21 protein-coding genes are annotated in these 17,594 nt (G+C 29.4%); 12 read left to right on the forward strand and 9 right to left on the reverse strand.

Annotation, left to right across the window (positions count from 1 at the left end; genetic code table 11):
* The 5 genes from GBG18_RS13455 to GBG18_RS13475 all read left to right on the forward strand — a co-directional run.
* A partial coding sequence (locus tag GBG18_RS13455) for an ABC transporter substrate-binding protein (RefSeq protein WP_226896506.1) occupies positions 1–1,293 on the forward strand: 1,293 nt, incomplete at its 5' end.
* A 74-nt stretch (positions 1,294–1,367) separates the two neighbouring features.
* Positions 1,368–2,084 (forward strand): ABC transporter ATP-binding protein, encoded by a 717-nt coding sequence (locus GBG18_RS13460; RefSeq protein WP_152191864.1) that lies wholly within the window; start codon positions 1,368–1,370, stop codon positions 2,082–2,084.
* Complete coding sequence (locus GBG18_RS13465) at positions 2,084–2,782, forward strand: ABC transporter ATP-binding protein (RefSeq protein WP_152191865.1); 699 nt, start codon at positions 2,084–2,086, stop codon at positions 2,780–2,782. Before GBG18_RS13460 ends, GBG18_RS13465 begins: the two co-directional genes overlap by 1 nt.
* Positions 2,783–2,784: 2 nt before the next feature.
* Positions 2,785–3,657 carry a branched-chain amino acid ABC transporter permease gene (locus GBG18_RS13470; RefSeq protein WP_226898709.1) on the forward strand — a complete coding sequence of 291 codons (873 nt, stop codon included), beginning with the start codon at positions 2,785–2,787 and terminating at the stop codon, positions 3,655–3,657.
* Entirely contained in the window at positions 3,658–4,668 is a 1,011-nt protein-coding gene (locus GBG18_RS13475; RefSeq protein ID WP_152191867.1) for a branched-chain amino acid ABC transporter permease, read from the forward strand.
* A gap of 26 nt (positions 4,669–4,694) precedes the next feature.
* Here GBG18_RS13475 and GBG18_RS13480 read toward each other — a convergent pair whose 3' ends face one another.
* Complete coding sequence (locus GBG18_RS13480) at positions 4,695–5,498, reverse strand: sulfite exporter TauE/SafE family protein (RefSeq protein WP_152191869.1); 804 nt, start codon at positions 5,496–5,498, stop codon at positions 4,695–4,697.
* A 208-nt stretch (positions 5,499–5,706) separates the two neighbouring features.
* Between GBG18_RS13480 and GBG18_RS13485 the strand changes: the two genes are divergently transcribed.
* Positions 5,707–6,204: a hypothetical protein gene (locus GBG18_RS13485; RefSeq protein ID WP_152191870.1), complete on the forward strand. Its 498-nt coding sequence runs from the start codon at positions 5,707–5,709 to the stop codon at positions 6,202–6,204.
* Between the two features lie 121 nt (positions 6,205–6,325).
* On the opposite strand, the gene GBG18_RS13490 is transcribed toward GBG18_RS13485, so the two are convergent.
* Positions 6,326–7,354, reverse strand: coding sequence for an IS1595 family transposase (locus GBG18_RS13490; protein ID WP_152191872.1), 1,029 nt, complete (start codon positions 7,352–7,354; stop codon positions 6,326–6,328).
* Positions 7,355–7,511: 157 nt separating this feature from the next.
* Here GBG18_RS13490 and GBG18_RS13495 point away from each other — a divergent pair, with 157 nt between their 5' ends.
* From GBG18_RS13495 to GBG18_RS15375, 4 genes are all read left to right on the forward strand, one after another.
* A complete protein-coding gene (locus GBG18_RS13495; RefSeq protein WP_152191874.1) occupies positions 7,512–7,727 on the forward strand; it encodes a DUF6471 domain-containing protein in 216 nt (71 codons plus the stop codon).
* Position 7,728: 1 nt separating this feature from the next.
* Positions 7,729–10,005 carry an N-6 DNA methylase gene (locus tag GBG18_RS13500; protein WP_152191875.1) on the forward strand — a complete coding sequence of 759 codons (2,277 nt, stop codon included), beginning with the start codon at positions 7,729–7,731 and terminating at the stop codon, positions 10,003–10,005.
* A 4-nt stretch (positions 10,006–10,009) separates the two neighbouring features.
* Positions 10,010–10,261: a hypothetical protein gene (locus tag GBG18_RS13505; RefSeq protein ID WP_152191877.1), complete on the forward strand. Its 252-nt coding sequence runs from the start codon at positions 10,010–10,012 to the stop codon at positions 10,259–10,261.
* Positions 10,262–10,347: 86 nt separating this feature from the next.
* On the forward strand, positions 10,348–10,491 hold the full coding sequence (locus tag GBG18_RS15375) for a hypothetical protein (RefSeq protein ID WP_193311156.1): 144 nt from the start codon (positions 10,348–10,350) through the stop codon (positions 10,489–10,491).
* 93 nt (positions 10,492–10,584) lie between these two features.
* Here GBG18_RS15375 and GBG18_RS13510 read toward each other — a convergent pair whose 3' ends face one another.
* Genes GBG18_RS13510 through GBG18_RS13540 form a run of 7 tightly spaced genes read right to left on the reverse strand, consistent with a single transcriptional unit; the run spans position 10,585 to position 15,964 of the window.
* Positions 10,585–11,406: an alpha/beta fold hydrolase gene (locus GBG18_RS13510; RefSeq protein WP_152191879.1), complete on the reverse strand. Its 822-nt coding sequence runs from the start codon at positions 11,404–11,406 to the stop codon at positions 10,585–10,587.
* A 32-nt stretch (positions 11,407–11,438) separates the two neighbouring features.
* Positions 11,439–12,497 carry an NADH:ubiquinone reductase (Na(+)-transporting) subunit F gene (locus tag GBG18_RS13515; RefSeq protein WP_152191880.1) on the reverse strand — a complete coding sequence of 353 codons (1,059 nt, stop codon included), beginning with the start codon at positions 12,495–12,497 and terminating at the stop codon, positions 11,439–11,441.
* A gap of 3 nt (positions 12,498–12,500) precedes the next feature.
* On the reverse strand, positions 12,501–12,860 hold the full coding sequence (locus GBG18_RS13520; RefSeq protein ID WP_152191882.1) for a phenol hydroxylase subunit P4: 360 nt from the start codon (positions 12,858–12,860) through the stop codon (positions 12,501–12,503).
* Positions 12,861–12,872: 12 nt separating this feature from the next.
* A complete protein-coding gene (locus tag GBG18_RS13525) occupies positions 12,873–14,387 on the reverse strand; it encodes a YHS domain-containing protein (protein ID WP_152191884.1) in 1,515 nt (504 codons plus the stop codon).
* A 29-nt stretch (positions 14,388–14,416) separates the two neighbouring features.
* Positions 14,417–14,692 carry an MmoB/DmpM family protein gene (locus GBG18_RS13530; protein ID WP_152191885.1) on the reverse strand — a complete coding sequence of 92 codons (276 nt, stop codon included), beginning with the start codon at positions 14,690–14,692 and terminating at the stop codon, positions 14,417–14,419.
* Positions 14,693–14,722: 30 nt separating this feature from the next.
* Complete coding sequence (locus GBG18_RS13535; RefSeq protein ID WP_152191887.1) at positions 14,723–15,715, reverse strand: ferritin family protein; 993 nt, start codon at positions 15,713–15,715, stop codon at positions 14,723–14,725.
* A 15-nt stretch (positions 15,716–15,730) separates the two neighbouring features.
* Complete coding sequence (locus GBG18_RS13540) at positions 15,731–15,964, reverse strand: phenol hydroxylase subunit (RefSeq protein ID WP_152191889.1); 234 nt, start codon at positions 15,962–15,964, stop codon at positions 15,731–15,733.
* A 131-nt stretch (positions 15,965–16,095) separates the two neighbouring features.
* Here GBG18_RS13540 and GBG18_RS13545 point away from each other — a divergent pair, with 131 nt between their 5' ends.
* The gene (locus GBG18_RS13545) at positions 16,096–17,391 is read left to right on the forward strand and encodes a sensor histidine kinase (RefSeq protein WP_152191891.1); all 1,296 of its coding nucleotides are present in this window, start codon (positions 16,096–16,098) and stop codon (positions 17,389–17,391) included.
* The coding region (locus tag GBG18_RS13550) for a response regulator (protein WP_152191892.1) at positions 17,388–17,594 on the forward strand (207 nt) is incomplete at its 3' end. The genes GBG18_RS13545 and GBG18_RS13550, both read left to right, overlap by 4 nt.

Consider the following 17,594-nt stretch of genomic DNA (forward strand, 5'->3'; position numbering starts at 1 on the left):
AAAGAAATGAAAAAGAATTTAACTAGAAGAGATGCATTTAAACGTCTAGGTGGAGCAACATTTGCTGGATTTGCAGCTTTAAATACAACAAATGTATTTGCAGCTTCAGAAAAAAAAGGTAAAGCTTTTAAAATTGGATATGTTAGTCCTCAAACTGGACCTCTAGCTATCTTTGCTGAACCTGATAAGTTTACTTTATCACAAGTAAAAGAAGCAACAAAAGATGGAATTACAATTAATGGAGTTAAACATTCTATTGAAATAATCTATAAAGATAGTCAGTCAAATTCAAATAGAGCATCAGAAGTTGCTTCACAACTAATCCTAGATGATGAAGTTGATTTAGTAATTGCTGCAAGTACACCTGCAACTACAAATCCTGTTGCTGATCAGTGTGAGATAAATGGAATCCCTTGTTTAACAACAGATACCCCATGGCAACCTCACTTCTTCGGACGTGGAGGAGATCCAAAGGAAGGTTTTGAATGGACTTATCATTTCTTTTGGGGATTAGAAGATGTAATTGGTTCATTTACAAATCTTTGGGAGCAAGTACCAACAAATAAAGTTATTGGTGTTTTATTCCCTAATGATTCAGATGGTAATGCATGGGCAGATAAAAAACATGGATTCCCTCCTGTTTTAGAAAAGATGGGATATAAAATTGTAGATCTGGGAAGATATCAATCTCCATCAAGTGATTTTTCATCTTTTATTTATGAGTTTAAAAAACAAGGTGTTGAAATTGTAACAGGAGTTATACCACCACCTGATATGGCAAATTTCTGGAATCAAGCAGGTCAACAAGGATTTAATCCAAAAATTGCAACTATTGCAAAAGCTAGTGAATTCCCAATTGCTATTGAACCATTCGGTGATAGAGCGAATAATTTAAGTGTTGAAGTATGGTGGTCGCCGAATCATCCATTTACATCAGGATTAACTAATCAAACATCGGCACAACTTGCACAAGCATATACAGAAGCTACAAATAAACAATGGACAATGCCGTTAGGTTTCAAACATGCATTATTTGAAGTTGCAATTGATGTATTAAAAAGATCTGAAGGTCCTGGTAAACTTGAATCAATCAGAGATGCTATTGCAAATACTGATTATTCATCAATTGTCGGACCTGTTAACTTTAAAACAGGACCAGTTCCAAATATTAGTAAAACACCTTTAGTATCTGGTCAATGGAAAAGAAAAGGTAAAAACCTTGAACTAGAAATTGTTGAAAATTCTCAAGCAAAATCTATTAAAGTTCAAAGCAAACTATCTCCTATTAATTAAAAATAGAAGAACAATATAAAGTTCATAATATTTATATTATGAACTTTAAATAAATTTAATTATAGGAGTTTTTTTTGAGTTTACTAAAAGTACAAAATGTTTCCAAAAGCTTTGGATCTTTAAAAGTAACAAATGATTTATCCTTTGAACTAAAAAGAGGAGAAGCTATTGGTATTTTAGGACCAAATGGCGCAGGTAAAACTACACTTTTCAATCTTATTTCAGGAGATATAACACCTGATAGTGGAGAGATATTATTTAATGATAAAAGTATTTTAGCCCTATCTTCATCGGATAGATGTGTAGCAGGATTTGGAAGAACTTATCAAATTCCTCAGCCATTTGAAGGAATGAGTGTTTTTGAAAATGTTTTAGTAGGTGCTGTTTATGGAAATAACTATTCAGAAAAAGAAGCAGAAGAATTGGCTCTTTATGTATTAGAACAAACGGGATTAATAGATAAAGCTGAAGCACTTGCAGGAACATTGTCATTGTTAGAGCGTAAAAGGTTAGAACTTGCAAAAGCATTATCAACACAACCAAAAGTTTTACTTTTAGATGAAATTGCTGGAGGGTTAACAGAACAAGAAGTTTTTGAGTTGATTGAATTAATTAAAGATATAAGAAAAGCAGGTGTTTCAATTATTTGGATTGAACATATTGTTCATGCTCTTTTATCTGTTGTTGATCGTTTAATTGCAATTAACTTTGGAGAACTTTTAATTGAAGGTACTCCTGAAGATGTTATGAATAGTTCTGAAGTTAAAGAAGTATATATGGGGATTGAATAATGAGTATTTTAGAGTGTAATAACCTTATTGCAAAATATGGTGATTTTCAAGCATTATTTGGAATTGATTTTCATTTAGATGAAGGTGAGACTGTAGCAATAATTGGTTCAAACGGAGCTGGAAAATCAACATTTTTAAAATCTATTACTGGTTTAATTAGTGTTGACACTACTTCTATAAAACTAAATAATAAAGATATAGGTGGCGTTGAAGCTGATGAAATAGCAAAACTAGGAATTTCTATGGTTCCAGAAGGAAGAAAACTTTTCCCAAGTTTAACTGTTGAGGAAAATCTTTTAATAGGAAAAGAATCACAAAGAGAAGGGAAATGGACTCTTGAAAAAATATATGAAATTTTTCCTATTTTAAAAGAGAGACGATTATCACCAGGAACTGCTCTTTCTGGTGGGCAACAACAAATGGTTGCAATTGGTAGAGGATTAATGTCTAATCCAAAAGTTTTACTTTGTGATGAAATTTCATTAGGACTTGCACCTGTAATTGTAAAAGATATCTATGCAATTTTTCCTGAAATTAAAAAAGAAGGTATTTCAATTGTAATAGTTGAACAAGATATAAATCAAGCACTTAAAGTTTCAGATCGTGTTTACTGTTTTCAAGAAGGAAAAGTTTCACTTCAAGGAAAACCAAGTGACTTAACACATGATGAAATATCTCAAGCGTATTTTGGAGTTTAAAAATGATTGAATGGCTAAATGTAATTATTCAAGGGATATTACTTGGTGGTCTTTATGCATTATTTGCAACGGGACTATCATTATCTTTTGGAGTAATGAGAATAATAAATATGGCACATGGAGACTTTATTATAATGTCTGCATATCTTGCCTTTGCAGTTGTGCACCCTTTAGGAATAAATCCTTTTTATACAATATTATTAATAGTTCCTTTAATGGCATGTTTTGGTTATGTATTACAAAAACTAGTATTAAATAAAACACTAGGAAATGATATATTAGCACCGTTACTTGTAACCTTTGGTATGTCAATTATAGTACAAAATTTACTTTTAGAAATATTCTCTGCAGATTTTAGAGGATTAAATGCTGGAGCTGTTGAAGTATCAAGTATTCAATTAGTAAGTGATATTGCAATTGGTGTTTTTCCTTTGCTTACTATAGTAATTGCAATAGCAGTTATCTTTGGACTACAATATATATTCTATAATACGAAGTTAGGTATATGCTTTAGAGCTACTTCAGATGACCATGTTACAGCACAATTAATGGGTATTAAAACTAAGCATATTTATGCGATGGCAATGGGATTAGCTCTTGGAGTTACTGCAATTGCTGGTGTACTTTTAGCAATACGTACAAACTTTGACCCAGCAGCTGGACCCTTACAATTATTATATGCTTTTGAAGTTGTAATTATTGGAGGACTTGGTTCTTTTTGGGGAACACTAATTGGTGGAATAATATTAGGTGTAGCACAAACAATTGGTTCAAATATTAACCCAGGATGGGGAATATTAGCAGGACATCTTGTGTTTATTATTATATTAATGATTAAACCTAATGGTTTATTTCCAAAAACTAAGGAGAAATAAATGGAATCAGTTTCATCAAAATATGAAATTACTAGAGGTAATAAATTAACTAAAGGTTTTTCAATATTTACAATAATATTTATAATTTTCTTAATATCAACTCCTTGGTGGCTTGGACGTGCTGATATAAGAAAAGTTACTGAATTTTTATATATTTTATCTATTGCACAAATGTGGAATTTACTCGCAGGTTATGGAGGGTTAGTATCAGTTGGTCAACAACTATTTATTGGAATTGGAGCATATTGTTTAGTAATATTCTCCTATAAACTTGGAATTGATCCATTTTTAGTAATACCTATTGCGGGGTTAGTTTCATTAATTGTAGGATATTTTGTATCAAAAGTTGCATTTAGACTAAAAGGTGTTTATTTTGCTGTTGGTACTTGGGTTTTAGCTGAAACATTCAGACTATTATTTTCAAATTCTTCTTGGTTAGGTGGAGGTTCAGGTTTATCAATTACAAAAACAATGAAAGGAATTCCAACTTGGTGGAGAGAATCTTTAACACTTTGGTTTGCAATTCTTTTGGGTATAGGTTCAGTAATCTTAGTTAATTATCTTTTAAGATCAAAATATGGGATTTCATTAACTGCTGTTAGAGATAATGAAGTAGCATCAGAAAGTCTAGGTATAAAAGTAAAAAAGGTAAAACTATTTGTATATTTAACTGCTGCATTTGTAACGGGAATGGCCGGAGCATTAATATTTATTACAAAATTAAGAGTTTCTCCTGAAGCTGCTTTTTCCATTGAATGGACTGTAATTATGTTTTTTATAGTTGTAATTGGAGGAATTGGAACAATCGAAGGTCCAATTATTGGTACCATCGTTTATATAACAATGAGAGAAACAATGGATGACTTAGGAACTTGGTATCTTATTGTATTAGGACTATTTACAATAATTATTATGATTAAAGCACCTCAAGGATTATGGGGACTTATTAAGAGTAAATTTAATAATATACACTTCTTTGCAATAAAACGACATGTTAAAAAGAGGGAATAACTAAAATCACTTCTCAAGAAGTGATTTTATATTAACTCAAAAATCATCCTTATACTTAACAAAAAAGGGATTAAAGAAAAAAGCCTTTTCATTAATGATACATCAAATCGATGCAAAAGTTTTACGCCTATGGGAGCAGTTAAGTAACTAGTTATCCCAACAAATAATAAAGCAGGCAAACTAACATAACCTACTAATAATTGATCAAATGAATTATATGACCATCCATTTACAATATATCCTAATGTTCCAGATATTGCAATAAATAAGCCCAAACTCGAAGATGTAGCAATGGCTTTTTTGATATCAATATTTTGAAGTAATAGATAGGGAACACTTAAAATTCCACCACCTATTGAAACCAATGCGGATAAACCACCAATTAATGAACCTGCAAAAAATTGTATTTTTTTATTGAAAACTTTTTTCTTTATATCTGACTCATTGTTTAAAAACATTTTAATTGAGGAATAAAGCATAAAAGATGTAAATATTATTGATAGTGTTACTGAATTTAATAGAGAAGCAATAAAAGTTGATAAAAAAGTACCAACAAAAATACCAGGTACCATCATCTTAGAAATATTCCAGATAATAGCCTTCTTTTTTTGTTGAGCTAAAACACTTGATAAAGAAGTAATTACAATTATTGCCATTGAAGTACCCAATGCAAAATGTACCACATTTTGCTCATCTATACCCTGCAATAAAAATATTGATGTTAAAGAAGGAACAATAATTCCCCCTCCACCAATACCAAATAATCCAGATACAACTCCAACTAATCCACCTAATAAAATCAACTGAAGTATCATTTCTAAATCTAGCATAACATTTCCTTTCTAATAAATGTAAATATTCTAAGTATCTAAAGTTGTTTATTAGCGGTCTTATGTAGCAAAGTAACCCACCAAAAACCCTTTAAAATCTAGTATTTATCTAGTCTAAACGATATAATTACACATAACTTAAATATATACATACATAAACTTTTTAAAGTTTAGTAGTATCGGCATTTAGTGCCAGAAAGGACACATTATGGGTAAACATCCACTATACAATCAAACAGGACTACAAAAGAACAATAAATCTCATGTTTTATATGCTTTAGCTGATAAACAAATGGAACTAAAACAGATTCAAGATGAATACGAAGCTAAAATATCAAAAATAAAATCAGATTTGGAAGCTATGGAGCAAGTTATCTGTTTGTTTGATGGTGATTGTGATAAAACTATTAAAAAACTCAATGTAAAATTTTCAAATAGAAAGCCTAGGGCGAGAAACAGTCATTTTATTAATGGTGAGTGTAAAAAGTTAGTATTGTCGGTTCTTAGAACCTCTACAGGACAATTAACAACAAGTGATATATCTTTAAAAGTTCAAGATTTAAAAAAGATTGATAAAAGTGATAATGCTCTGAATAAAAATATCCAAAAAATTGTAGTTCAGATTTTAAGAACTCTTGAAAAATCTCAAATTATCGAACAAGTTGGTAAGGATGGTTTATCTATTATTTGGAAGATAAAGAACTAAGCTACAAGTCGCTCACTTGTTCTTTTGCTTTCGTTGGTGCTATTCTATCACATCAACTACAGTTCCGAATCTATAAATAATAAGCAGTTATCATTTATTTAACGATTCTCACCTATCGGTACTAAGCTACCAATCTTTCAGATGTACGCTTATTACCTTGCCAATATCCTGTCCACTCATTATGAGTAGGTGTATTGATAGATTTTCTAGCTATATCAAACATCATAGCTCCATTTGATACTCTTCTATTATCTTCTCTATATGCAATTTCATTTACATAGTTAGATAAGTATAAATTACCTAATTTATGACATTGACCGTATTGTAATCTTCTAAATCTAGAGAAAAATGATTCTGCTTGATTTGAACACTCTCCATTTTCCCCAACATAAGCAATTGAATGGTCTCCTTTGATTGAGTTATACCATGCTTCTAAATTATCATATCCAATAGCACCATCACTATGGATAGTTGAATTTAACTCTATATTATTTTTAGCAAAAGTATCAATAGCTAATGTAGATTCACCTTTAGATATACAAGTTACAGTTTTATTAGCTCCTACACCATCTGTATCTCTTTGACGAGCTACTAATACACATCTTTTATTTGGATTGGCATTAGCAGATAATCTTAAATCTAATCTATCCTCTTTTTTGTTCTCTGGTCTAGTTTTACCAACATAACAACCATCCATCTCAACTGTACCAGATAATTTACTATTTGATTGATTATCCATTAAAGAAGCACGAAGTTTGTGAACTAAAACAAAAGCTGTTTTATATTGAACTCCTAAAGCTCGTGACATTTGAGATGCACTAATACCTTTAACTGCATTAGTAAATACAATAATAGCCATTAGATAATCTCTTAACTCTAATTTATGATTAGCAAATAAAGTACCACTTGTAACTGTATATTGTTTTCTACAAGCTTTACATTTATATCTTCTAATTGATTTACCTGTTTTAGATGTTGTATTAATTGTATATGATTCAGTACATCCACAATTTGAACATACAGGTTTACCGTTCGTTGAATCCCATCTTAACTTTTCAAAAGTAACTCTAGCTTCCTCCTCACTCATTCTTGCAACTTCTAATTCAGATATTGTTCTTGATTTTGCTGTTAGTAAAAAGTGTTGTGCCATCTCATGTTCCTTTTAATTGTTTTATGAGTATATTATATCATATATGATTAAATATGTCAATCCTAAATTCAATTAATTTCATAATATATGATTAAAATTCTTGACAAAAGATTAATTAAAAGATATTATATGCAATACTGAATTTATAAGGATATTTATGGATTGGAAAAATAAAGCTAAATCAATGATTAAATCAGAGTTAGCAAAACAAGATATAGACTATATAGAATTATCTAAAAGACTAAAAAAGATTGGAGTGGAAGATACTCAGATTAATTTAGCTAATAAGATAAATAGAGGCACTTTTAGCTTTTTATTTGCATTGCAGGTATTTGAAGTTATTGGATTAAAAAATTTAAGATTAAAGGACTAGTGTGATTAAAACAGAAGACGTAATCAGAGAAGAAGCAGGTAAAATACTAGGTTTTGGAAATACAGATACTGCAGTAAGTGGTGTTGGTCAAATCACATCGTTTAATCAGTTGGGCTTTATAGGTGTAAAAGATAGACCAGATGGATGGTATTTACCAAATGAAAGTACTTTTCCTGCAATTATATTGGAGGCAAAAAGTGAAAAATTTACAATAAAAAAAGCACACACAGAAGAATTGTTAAAAAATATAGCTATAGTAGAAAAAAAATATCATAAAAATATTGGTATTGTATATAATGGAGTTAGTGTAAAAATCTATAAAAATGGCGTTTTTTTACAAGATGAAGATGAACTCAAAAACAAAGAGTATTATTTAAGTTTATTTACTAAAAATAAAATAGATACACAAAAGATTTATAATCTTACAGCAAGAATCAATAATAATCTTCACTTTAAATTTGGAATAAAAAATTTATACCACAGAATGGTATTTACTGCTTGTGCATTAGTAGCTAAAAGGTATGGTTCTATATTAGTAAAAGGAATGAATTATACTACTTTTCATACTTCAATTCATACTACACTTGCAAAAAGCTTTGAAGAGGCAAGGAGACAAAATATTAAATTAGATATTTTACTTGAAGCTTATTCTTCGATCAAAATGAATATTAACGAAAATCAAGAAGCAATTAATGATTTTATTGAAGCTGTTTGCGATATAAGTGATAACATAAATAGTGATTTTTGGAATGGTGAAGATGTTATGGCAATCTTCTTTAATGAGTTCAATAGATACAAGGGGAAAAGTGAAAGTGGACAAGTCTTTACTCCAGACCACATTACAAGTTTAATGTATAAGATTATTGACGTAAATAAAGATGATTACATTCTCGATGCTGCATGTGGAAGTGGGGCTTTTCTTGTAAAATCTATGTGTAACATGATTAAAGAAGCAGGAGGAAATTCTACAGATAAAGCCAAAGTTATAAAACAAGAGCAACTCTTTGGTATTGAAATGGATAAAGAAATTTACGCTTTGGCTTGTGCAAATATGATTATCCACAAGGATGGGAAAACTAATTTAGAACAGTTAGATGCTCGTAGTAGTGAAGCAAAAGCATGGATAAGAAATAAGAAAATTACAAAAGTTCTAATGAATCCTCCTTTTGAAAACAAATACGGATGTTTAGATATCGTTTTAAATGTATTAGAAAGTGTAGATAGGGATAAAACATGTGCTTTCATTATGCCAGATAACAAATTGGAAGCAAATATAAAAAAAGCAAAAAAAATACTTTTAAATCACTCTTTAATAAAAATTATTAAGTTGCCAAATGAAATATTTAGTGGAGTAACAACTAGTATTTTTATTTTCAAAAGTGGGATACCCCAAAATAATAAAAAAATATTTGCATGTGCTATCTTGGAAGATGGACTTAAAACAATTAAAAATCAAGGAAGACAAGACATACAAAACAATTGGGAAGATATTGAAAGATATTGGATTGATGTGATATATACTCAAAGTGGTGACAAAACGATTCAATGGCTAAATCCAAATGAAAATTTAAGTTATAAAATTGAAGAAGAACCATTTGAGATAGATACTCAAGATTTTAAAAAAATTGTTTTGAATCATTTACTTTTTAAATTTAATATAAATCCTGATAGATTTAAAAATAAAATACTCGATTTTCTTTTATATAACAATACAGATGATATTGACAAGAAATTTATAAATACAATAAAATCTAATATAGCAGATGAAAATCAATCATCAACTATTGCTGTAAATAAATGGAAAAAGTTTTTAATATGTGGAGAAAAAGGGATTTTTAATCTAATTCATCCAAAACCTCGTAAATCTACCGATTACTTAGAACACGGAGCCATTCCTTTTGTTGCATCAGGAGCTTTTAATAATGGTATAGAAAAATATGTTAAAACTGATGAAAGTCTTGATAAAGGAGGTTGTATAACTGTTTCCGCAATAGGTGGATTTTCTTTTTATCAAGAAAAGGATTTTATTGGTCGAGGCGGAGCTGGATCTGCTATTAAAATATTATATAATGAAAATTTAAATGAAAAGAATGCTTTGTTTATATGCTCTGTTTTACAGAAGAAGTTATCCAAATATGATTTTAATATAATGCTTTCTGGTGCGAAATTAAAAAAAGAATATATTACTTTACCAATTAATGAAGAAAATAAAATTGATTGGTTATATATGGAAAATTATATTAATAATTTATATGATAGCTTGTCATCTTGGATTTAGAATAATGAATAAAGAACCATCAGAATTAAAAATAAACTATAACCATGAAACAGGTGTAATATCTCTACAAGCTTATGATGAGGGCTTTTTTAATTGGGAGAAAGATATTACCCAAGATATAATGGAGATAGCAGTTGAAAAACTCTTTGATGATATGGATTGTCCTGCTAACGGTGGGGTTATCCAATTAGAACGTGTTAATGATAAAAGAAATGGTGTTAATAAAATATTAGCAGAAGTAATTAATAAAAAGTAAAAGGGTCATATTATGAAAAATGAGATAGATTTAGAACGAATGCAAAAACAGTAGCATTTATATTTATAATAAATAAGGATGCCTCTATGTTTATAGCAGGAGATATTGCAGAAAAGCTAAATGATTTTATTTCAAAAGATACAGTATCTTATTTTGATATCCAGACAAGTGATAATCTAAATAGAGAACAAATTGCCTATAGAGTATTATTAACAGGAATATCAGAATAATATTCCTGTAATTCAGATAAAAATTAGGTTTTTATTTGGGTTACTCTGCTACATAAGACCGTTTATTAGTCATTGATAAAGAAGTGAATCAATTTATTCTTCAGAAAAAAAGTCTACTAAAAGTTTATTAAATCTTTTATTATGCTCAATTTGTGTCCAATGACCACATTCTCCAAAAATATGAAGTTGCGATTTTTTTATTAATTGATTTAATTTAATAGAATTTTGAAGAGGGATAACTTTATCTTCTCTTCCATGAACAATTAAAGTATCATGCTTAATATTTTTTATATCATTCTCATCACTTGATAATAAATCAATACCATTTTGTCTTGGAGTTGGAAACATCGAAGAAAATGATTCTTGAAAACCTGGACGAACACTTGCTTCGTATCTTAGTTTGGCTAAATCATCACTTACTAATTCTCTATTGTATGCAAAAATATCAAGTAATTCCTTCATATTTTCAATACTTGGAGTATATCCCCAGACTTTATCTAAACCATAAGTTAAATCAAAATCAACACCTGCTGCACCCATTAAAACAATTTTATTAAATCTTTCTGGATATTTTATTGATAAAGAAAGAGCAAGTGCTCCTCCAAAAGAATTACCAACAAGATTTATTCTTTCTATTTCTAAAGCATCCATTAAATCTATTGTTTGTTGAACCCAAATATCCATACTATAAACCATATTTTTAGGTCTATCAGAATAACCAAAGCCTACCATATCAGGTGCAATAACTCTAAACTTTTCTGAAATACTAGGCATACATAATCTCCAATTTGCAAAAGCTGAAACACCAGGACCTGAACCATGTATAAACATAATTGGCTCACCTTCACCTATATCATGATAATTTGTATTGAAACTTCCTGTTTTGATTTTTTTTGCTATTTCTGGATTTGACATCTTTTTCCTTAATTATTTAATATATATCTGTTTTATATTGATTTAAATAAAGGACTTTTCACTTCTTCTTTATATAAATCAGCTCTTGAAAAGAATTTTTCTGTATGAATATCTTTTTCAAATAGTCTTCCTTGCATAAGTGCTGTTATACAAGCATCACTCATCATAGGAGGTCCACAAAGATAAGCTTTATTTCCTGCAAATTGATTATCGTATATTTTTTTAGCAACATCATTTGTAAAACCTATTTCACCTGTCCAGTTTTCATTTTTATTATCAGATAGCACAGGAATATATCTAAAGTTTTCATGTTTACTTTCTAAACCTCTAAACATATCTGCATAATATAATTCTTCTTCATTTCTAGCACCATGAAAAAGAGTAATATCTTGAGTACATCCATTTTCTAATTCATCTAGAATCATTGATTTTGGGCTTGAAAGTCCTGATCCACCAGCAAAAAATATCATTGGTTTTTGGGCACTTCTTTTTACAAAGAATCTTCCAAAAGGTCCTGTGATTTTTCTTCTATCTCCAACTTTTACATTATTATGAATCCAAGGAGTTGCTTCTCCATCTGGAATAATACCAATATTTAATTCAATAACTTTTCCTGTACTTGGCTGATTAGCTAGTGAAAATGCACGTGGTTCATCAAATCCTGGAACATGATAATTTATATATTGTCCTGCTTGGAAATCAATTTCTTCATCAAGTTCAATCCAAAGACCTAAAATTCTAGGTGTTAGCATTTCTCTTTTTACAACTGTACCCATAATATCTTTTATAGGAATTGATCTTGCATCAACATCAACATCAATCTCAGCTTCAATTACTACATCTTCATCGGCAGTTGCAGTACATGCTAAACAAAAACCATCATCTCTTTCACTCTCCATTAAAGCAAAAGGTGAAGCATCACCTAAGTCTACTTCTCCTTCTAAAACCTCAACTTTACAAGTTCCACAAAGACCATGATTACATGCATGAGGAAGGTAAACACCTTGTCTTAAGGCAGCATCAAGAAGAGTTTGACCTTCTTGAATATCTACTATATCACCTGTTGGTTCTATTTCTAATTTACAAGCCATAATTTATGCTCCTACTTTACCTGTTAAAGAAGGTGTTATAAATTTAACAAGAGATTTATGACCAACACCATTTTCTTTTAAACTTTTTGAAAAATCAGGAACTACAACTTTTCCATCTATTTCCCAAATAACTTCTGTTTTATCAAAATCTAAATCTTTAAAATCTGGTTCAATTTTATATGTTATAGGAATTAAATCAGAAACTATCGCACCAAAAGGCATTTCAGGAGGTAATGGAAATGCTCTTGGAGAGCTAACTACCCTATGTCCATACCAATATAGATATACTAATTGATTACCATGAAAATTTTCTACTTTATCTTTCATTATGATTGGATATTCTCCAATTGATTGAATTGCCATCTTATTCTCCTTTTACTTATTTTTTAATTTATTCCACATAGCTTCATCAGGTGAACCTACATAGTCTAGATTGTCTTGTCCATGCTCAATTTTATACCATTTTAAAACTTCTGGTATAGTTGCACCTCCGCAATTTCCTTGGAATATTTGATGTGGAGGTAACCAAGATTGAACATATTTTTCAGGTTGTGCATCAAATATCTCTTTACATCCATCAGAACAAGTATGGAAAATCTCACCATTATATTCAGATGTTTTATGAGTATAAACATGTGGATTTCCACCCTCAATATCTGTAAACCCTAATGGAATTTGACAAGTTTGACAAATTTGAGGTAGTGTTTCTGAATAATATCTTTCCCCTTTTTCTTGTAAAGCTATATATCTTTCAAACATTGGTCTATAATATTTATCAAAAGTATCTGGATATTTTTCACTTAACCAATTCATTTTTTGCTCATCTGGCATCCAAATATGCAATGCCATTGCATTTGTATGATTATATAACATATTCCAAAACTGATGAGACACGTGTCCTTTTTCAGCAACAATTGTATTTAGTAAATCTGTTGGTAATTTAATTCCATATTTCTCTAAATCTTTATAAAGTGCTATACAGTTTTGTTCAATATATAATTCAACTGCTTCAGACCAAGAAGTGGGAGAGTTAGGAAGCATATAATCCATCATTGTTGATACAAGACCTAACATTCTATAACCTCTCCATAGCCATTTATCCATCCATTTTTGAACAATAGGTACATTGTCTGCATCTTGTTCTAGCATAAATTTAATTGCTGAAAGTCCAAGTGTCATATGTCTTGACTCATCACTTTGTGCTGAAAATCCAAATGTAACAGTTGCCATATCACCATTGTATGCAGCTCCACTCATAAAAGGCACAAAAAGTAAACTTGTTAATACAAACTCAAAAGAGAATGAAATAGCTGTTAAATACTCAAAAGGTCCAGCTGTACTTGCATCATCAGCAAAAGATTTTGGAACAGATAAATACCAAACTCTATCACGCAAAGTAGTATGTTCACTAAAGCCATCAAAATATTTATTATAATGACTCATAGTATGAACTTGAGTTTGGTAATGTCTTAACTCATCAATAGCTTGCATTTGACAAGCAATTGAAGCACCCTCACCTTTGAAAGCACGAGCTGCGTGTGAAAAACCTTGAACAACTTTATACTCAAGTGGTGTTACAGCTGTTAAAAATAGTTTTAGTGCATTTACATATCTAGCATCTGAAATATTTTTTTGTGCATTATTTTGAGCAAATGCATCAATAATTGAATAAAGTTTTTTATCTTTTTCAGCCTGTAATTTCCAGTAAGAATCCATAGTCATTTTAAATGGATCTTCCCATGCTTCCCAATCGTGAATTTTTAATCCTTCCATTTCTAAATATGGAAAAACATCTTCTTCTTTTTGATAAGTTGGATCCCAACCAAGTCTTGTCATATATTTATATGCATCTTTTTTATTTAATCTTTTTTTTCTTTGATTTACACTCATAATATCTCCCTTTATTTTATAAATATTTATTAATTATTCCAATAAACGATAAATTCGTCATCTGTTTCATCAACTTGACCTGCAATAGAAATAAGTGCTAATTGTAACTCTTCAGGATCCCAAGCTCTTCCTAAATGCTCCGATACAGTAGAAGCTTTTACTACAATTCTTTCAGCTCGTTCTATTTGAATCATTGCTGGTTTATTTGTAATTACAACACCTTCATTATCTTCTCTTATTGCTTCTGCAATTGCTCTTCCATCTTCTGTAGATTGAAGGCATAATAACGCGATACTAGCTGACATTTAATTTCCTTTTAAATTTATTTTAAATTTTTATAAAGTTATTCCAGATTTATTTAATCTGTTAATTAACTCCAACTTAGTAGAAGACAATAATTCACTTGCATTTACTGAAAACTCTGATAATGGTTCCATTGCATCTTCCATAATCTCAATATCTTCTTTAATCCATTGAATTAATAATTCTTTATTTTCACTAGATTCATTTGCCATAACTTTAATAACACTATCTAACCATTTAACTGTTTCTTCATACCATGAAGTAATAAATTCACTAAGCATTGGCACTACCATTTCTTCATTCGCAGCCATCTCTTTTGAAAATTCATTAATCATTAAAGGAATAACAAAAGCATCAAAAACTACATTTTGTTTAACAAATAATCTAATTGGGTCTTTAACAACTAAAGAGTCTTCAACAGCTTTTCTTAATCCTTGCCATTTAGAATCATTCATCCAAGCTTCTTTACCTGAATCAAGTTTTGTAACATCATTATTACCAAGTAATAAAATCATTTTTGTTATATGCTGTGCCATTCCTAGCCTATCTTCTGCATGAAACATAGTAGCTGACATCATTGCTGTTCCATAAACTCTATCTACAATTGCAAGATTATTCATATTTGCACCATATTCATAATGTCTTAATGGTGTAAGAAAATCAAAAGCTTTTTGTAAATTTTCTTGTTTTATAAAATTAACTAAAGACCTTTTTTCGATGAAATCAAAACTTTGTAAATTTGCAGCATTTTGAGATGCTCTAGTTGATACATAAGTCATATAATGAAATTTTCTTGGATCTAATAAATCATACCAATCATTCATTTTAATTTTAGTTCTAGCCTTATCATAAATCTCAAATTCAGGTTCCCACTGTGGTCGGTAATGAAAGTTTTCAGTTGGTTGTGCATCATACATAGATTCTTCATATCTTGATGCTGGTCTATCTTCACCTAATCTTCTAGCAACATTTCCAAAAGTATGTCTTTTGGGTTCTATTTCAACACTTGCAATATTTAATTCCATATTTCTTCCTTAATTTTAATTTAATCCAAATTGCCAATTTTCATTATCAATTAACACTTCAGCATCTTGCTCTTCTGTAAAAAAAGAGACTCTATTGTTTTGACAGAACTCGATAAAAGCTTTATACGGTAGAATAAGTTCTACGTTCATAGCAGCTTCAGCAATTGCAAAATTAAATTCTACAAATCCATCATCTCTAATTTCCATGATTTGTATAAATTTTTTTTCTTCTGGCATTAGTTCATACATAAAAACTCCTAATAAGATTCCTCTTAGTTTCTAAAACAAAGAAATAGTATGTAAATAAAATCGCAAATTATTCGCAAAAAAAATTAAATAAAAAAAAATTTGATAGAATACAAAGAAAAGAAGGAAAAGATATGATTCCGTTTAAAAAGCATTTGTTTAATAATAAGAATATACCAGTAAAATTTTCTATTTTTTATCTTTTTACGGGTATCTTTGGAATACTTTCATTAGATAAATTTATAAAAGTTTTCTTTCAATACAATAATGTAAGCGAACAAGGACCGCTAACTATTGGTTTATTATTTTTTATATTAATGGGTCTAATAGTTTTTATAATATTAAATCATATGCAAAAAGTTATTAAAAGAATTGATAAGTCCTATAATGATTTAAAAGAGAGAGATAAACAAAGATTAATTCCTTATGAGTTTGCTTTAAACAACTCTGTTGATGCAATTTATTGGTTTACACTTGATGCAAAATTTATCTATGTAAATGAAGCAGCTTGTGAAATGTTAGGTTATACACAAGAAGAATTCTTAGAGATGAATCTTGAAGATATGGATCCACAGTTTACTAGAGAAACTGCAATAAAACGAATGATTGATATAAAAAATACAAAAGATTGGAGATTAGAAACTACACAAAAGAAAAAAGATAATTCTATATTTCCTGTAGAGGTTTCAGGTCATGCTTTTAAACATAATGGAGTAGATTATATCTGTGCTTTTGGAAGAGACATGACACAAAGAATTAATGATAGAAATAGAATAACATCAATAAATCAAGAGTTACAAAAATCTTTAGAAGAGAAAAATATTTTACTAAAAGAGATACATCATAGAGTTAAAAATAATATGGAAATAATCTCATCACTATTATCAATGCAACTTAGACGTGCACAAGATGAAGAAGTAAAATATATTTTAAAACAAAGTAAAAGTAGAATCAATACAATGGCGTTGGTTCATGAGTTTTTATATCTAGGAGAGAACTTAGCTTATATAAATGTACAAGAATACATAAAAAAATTAATTGATGATATAAAAGAGTTATATATCTCACAAAATACAAAACTTAACGTTGAATTACATATTGATAAATTAGTTTTTTCAACAAACAGATGCATACAAATTGGAATGGTATTACATGAATTGTGTGTTAATTCTTTAAAATATGCATTTAAAGAAGATAGAGATAACCTTTTATGTATTCATATGAGAGAAAATGGTGAGAATATACATATAAAGATTAGAGATAATGGTGAAGGCTTAGAAAATATTAAAGAGTTATATAAAAGTGAATCAATTGGTATGCAATTAATTCATTCAATTGTAGAAGATCAACTTGATGCAACAATAGAGTTTATAAATAATAATGGATTAGAATGTAATATCGTATTTCCAAAAGAAGAGGAAGATTTATGAGTAAAGTTAAAATATTAATAGTAGAAGATGAATCAATAATAGCTTTAAATTTAAAAGAGTCACTTCAAGACTTAGGTTATGAACCTTGTGGTATTGCACCCAATAAATGTAAAACTATGAAGATATTAGAAAAAGGGATAGTTCCGGATTTAATATTAATGGATATTTATTTAAAAGGACCTACAACAGGTATTGAACTTGCA

Origin of the sequence: Poseidonibacter ostreae, assembly GCF_009208075.1 — a bacterium.
GTDB lineage: Bacteria > Campylobacterota > Campylobacteria > Campylobacterales > Arcobacteraceae > Poseidonibacter > Poseidonibacter ostreae.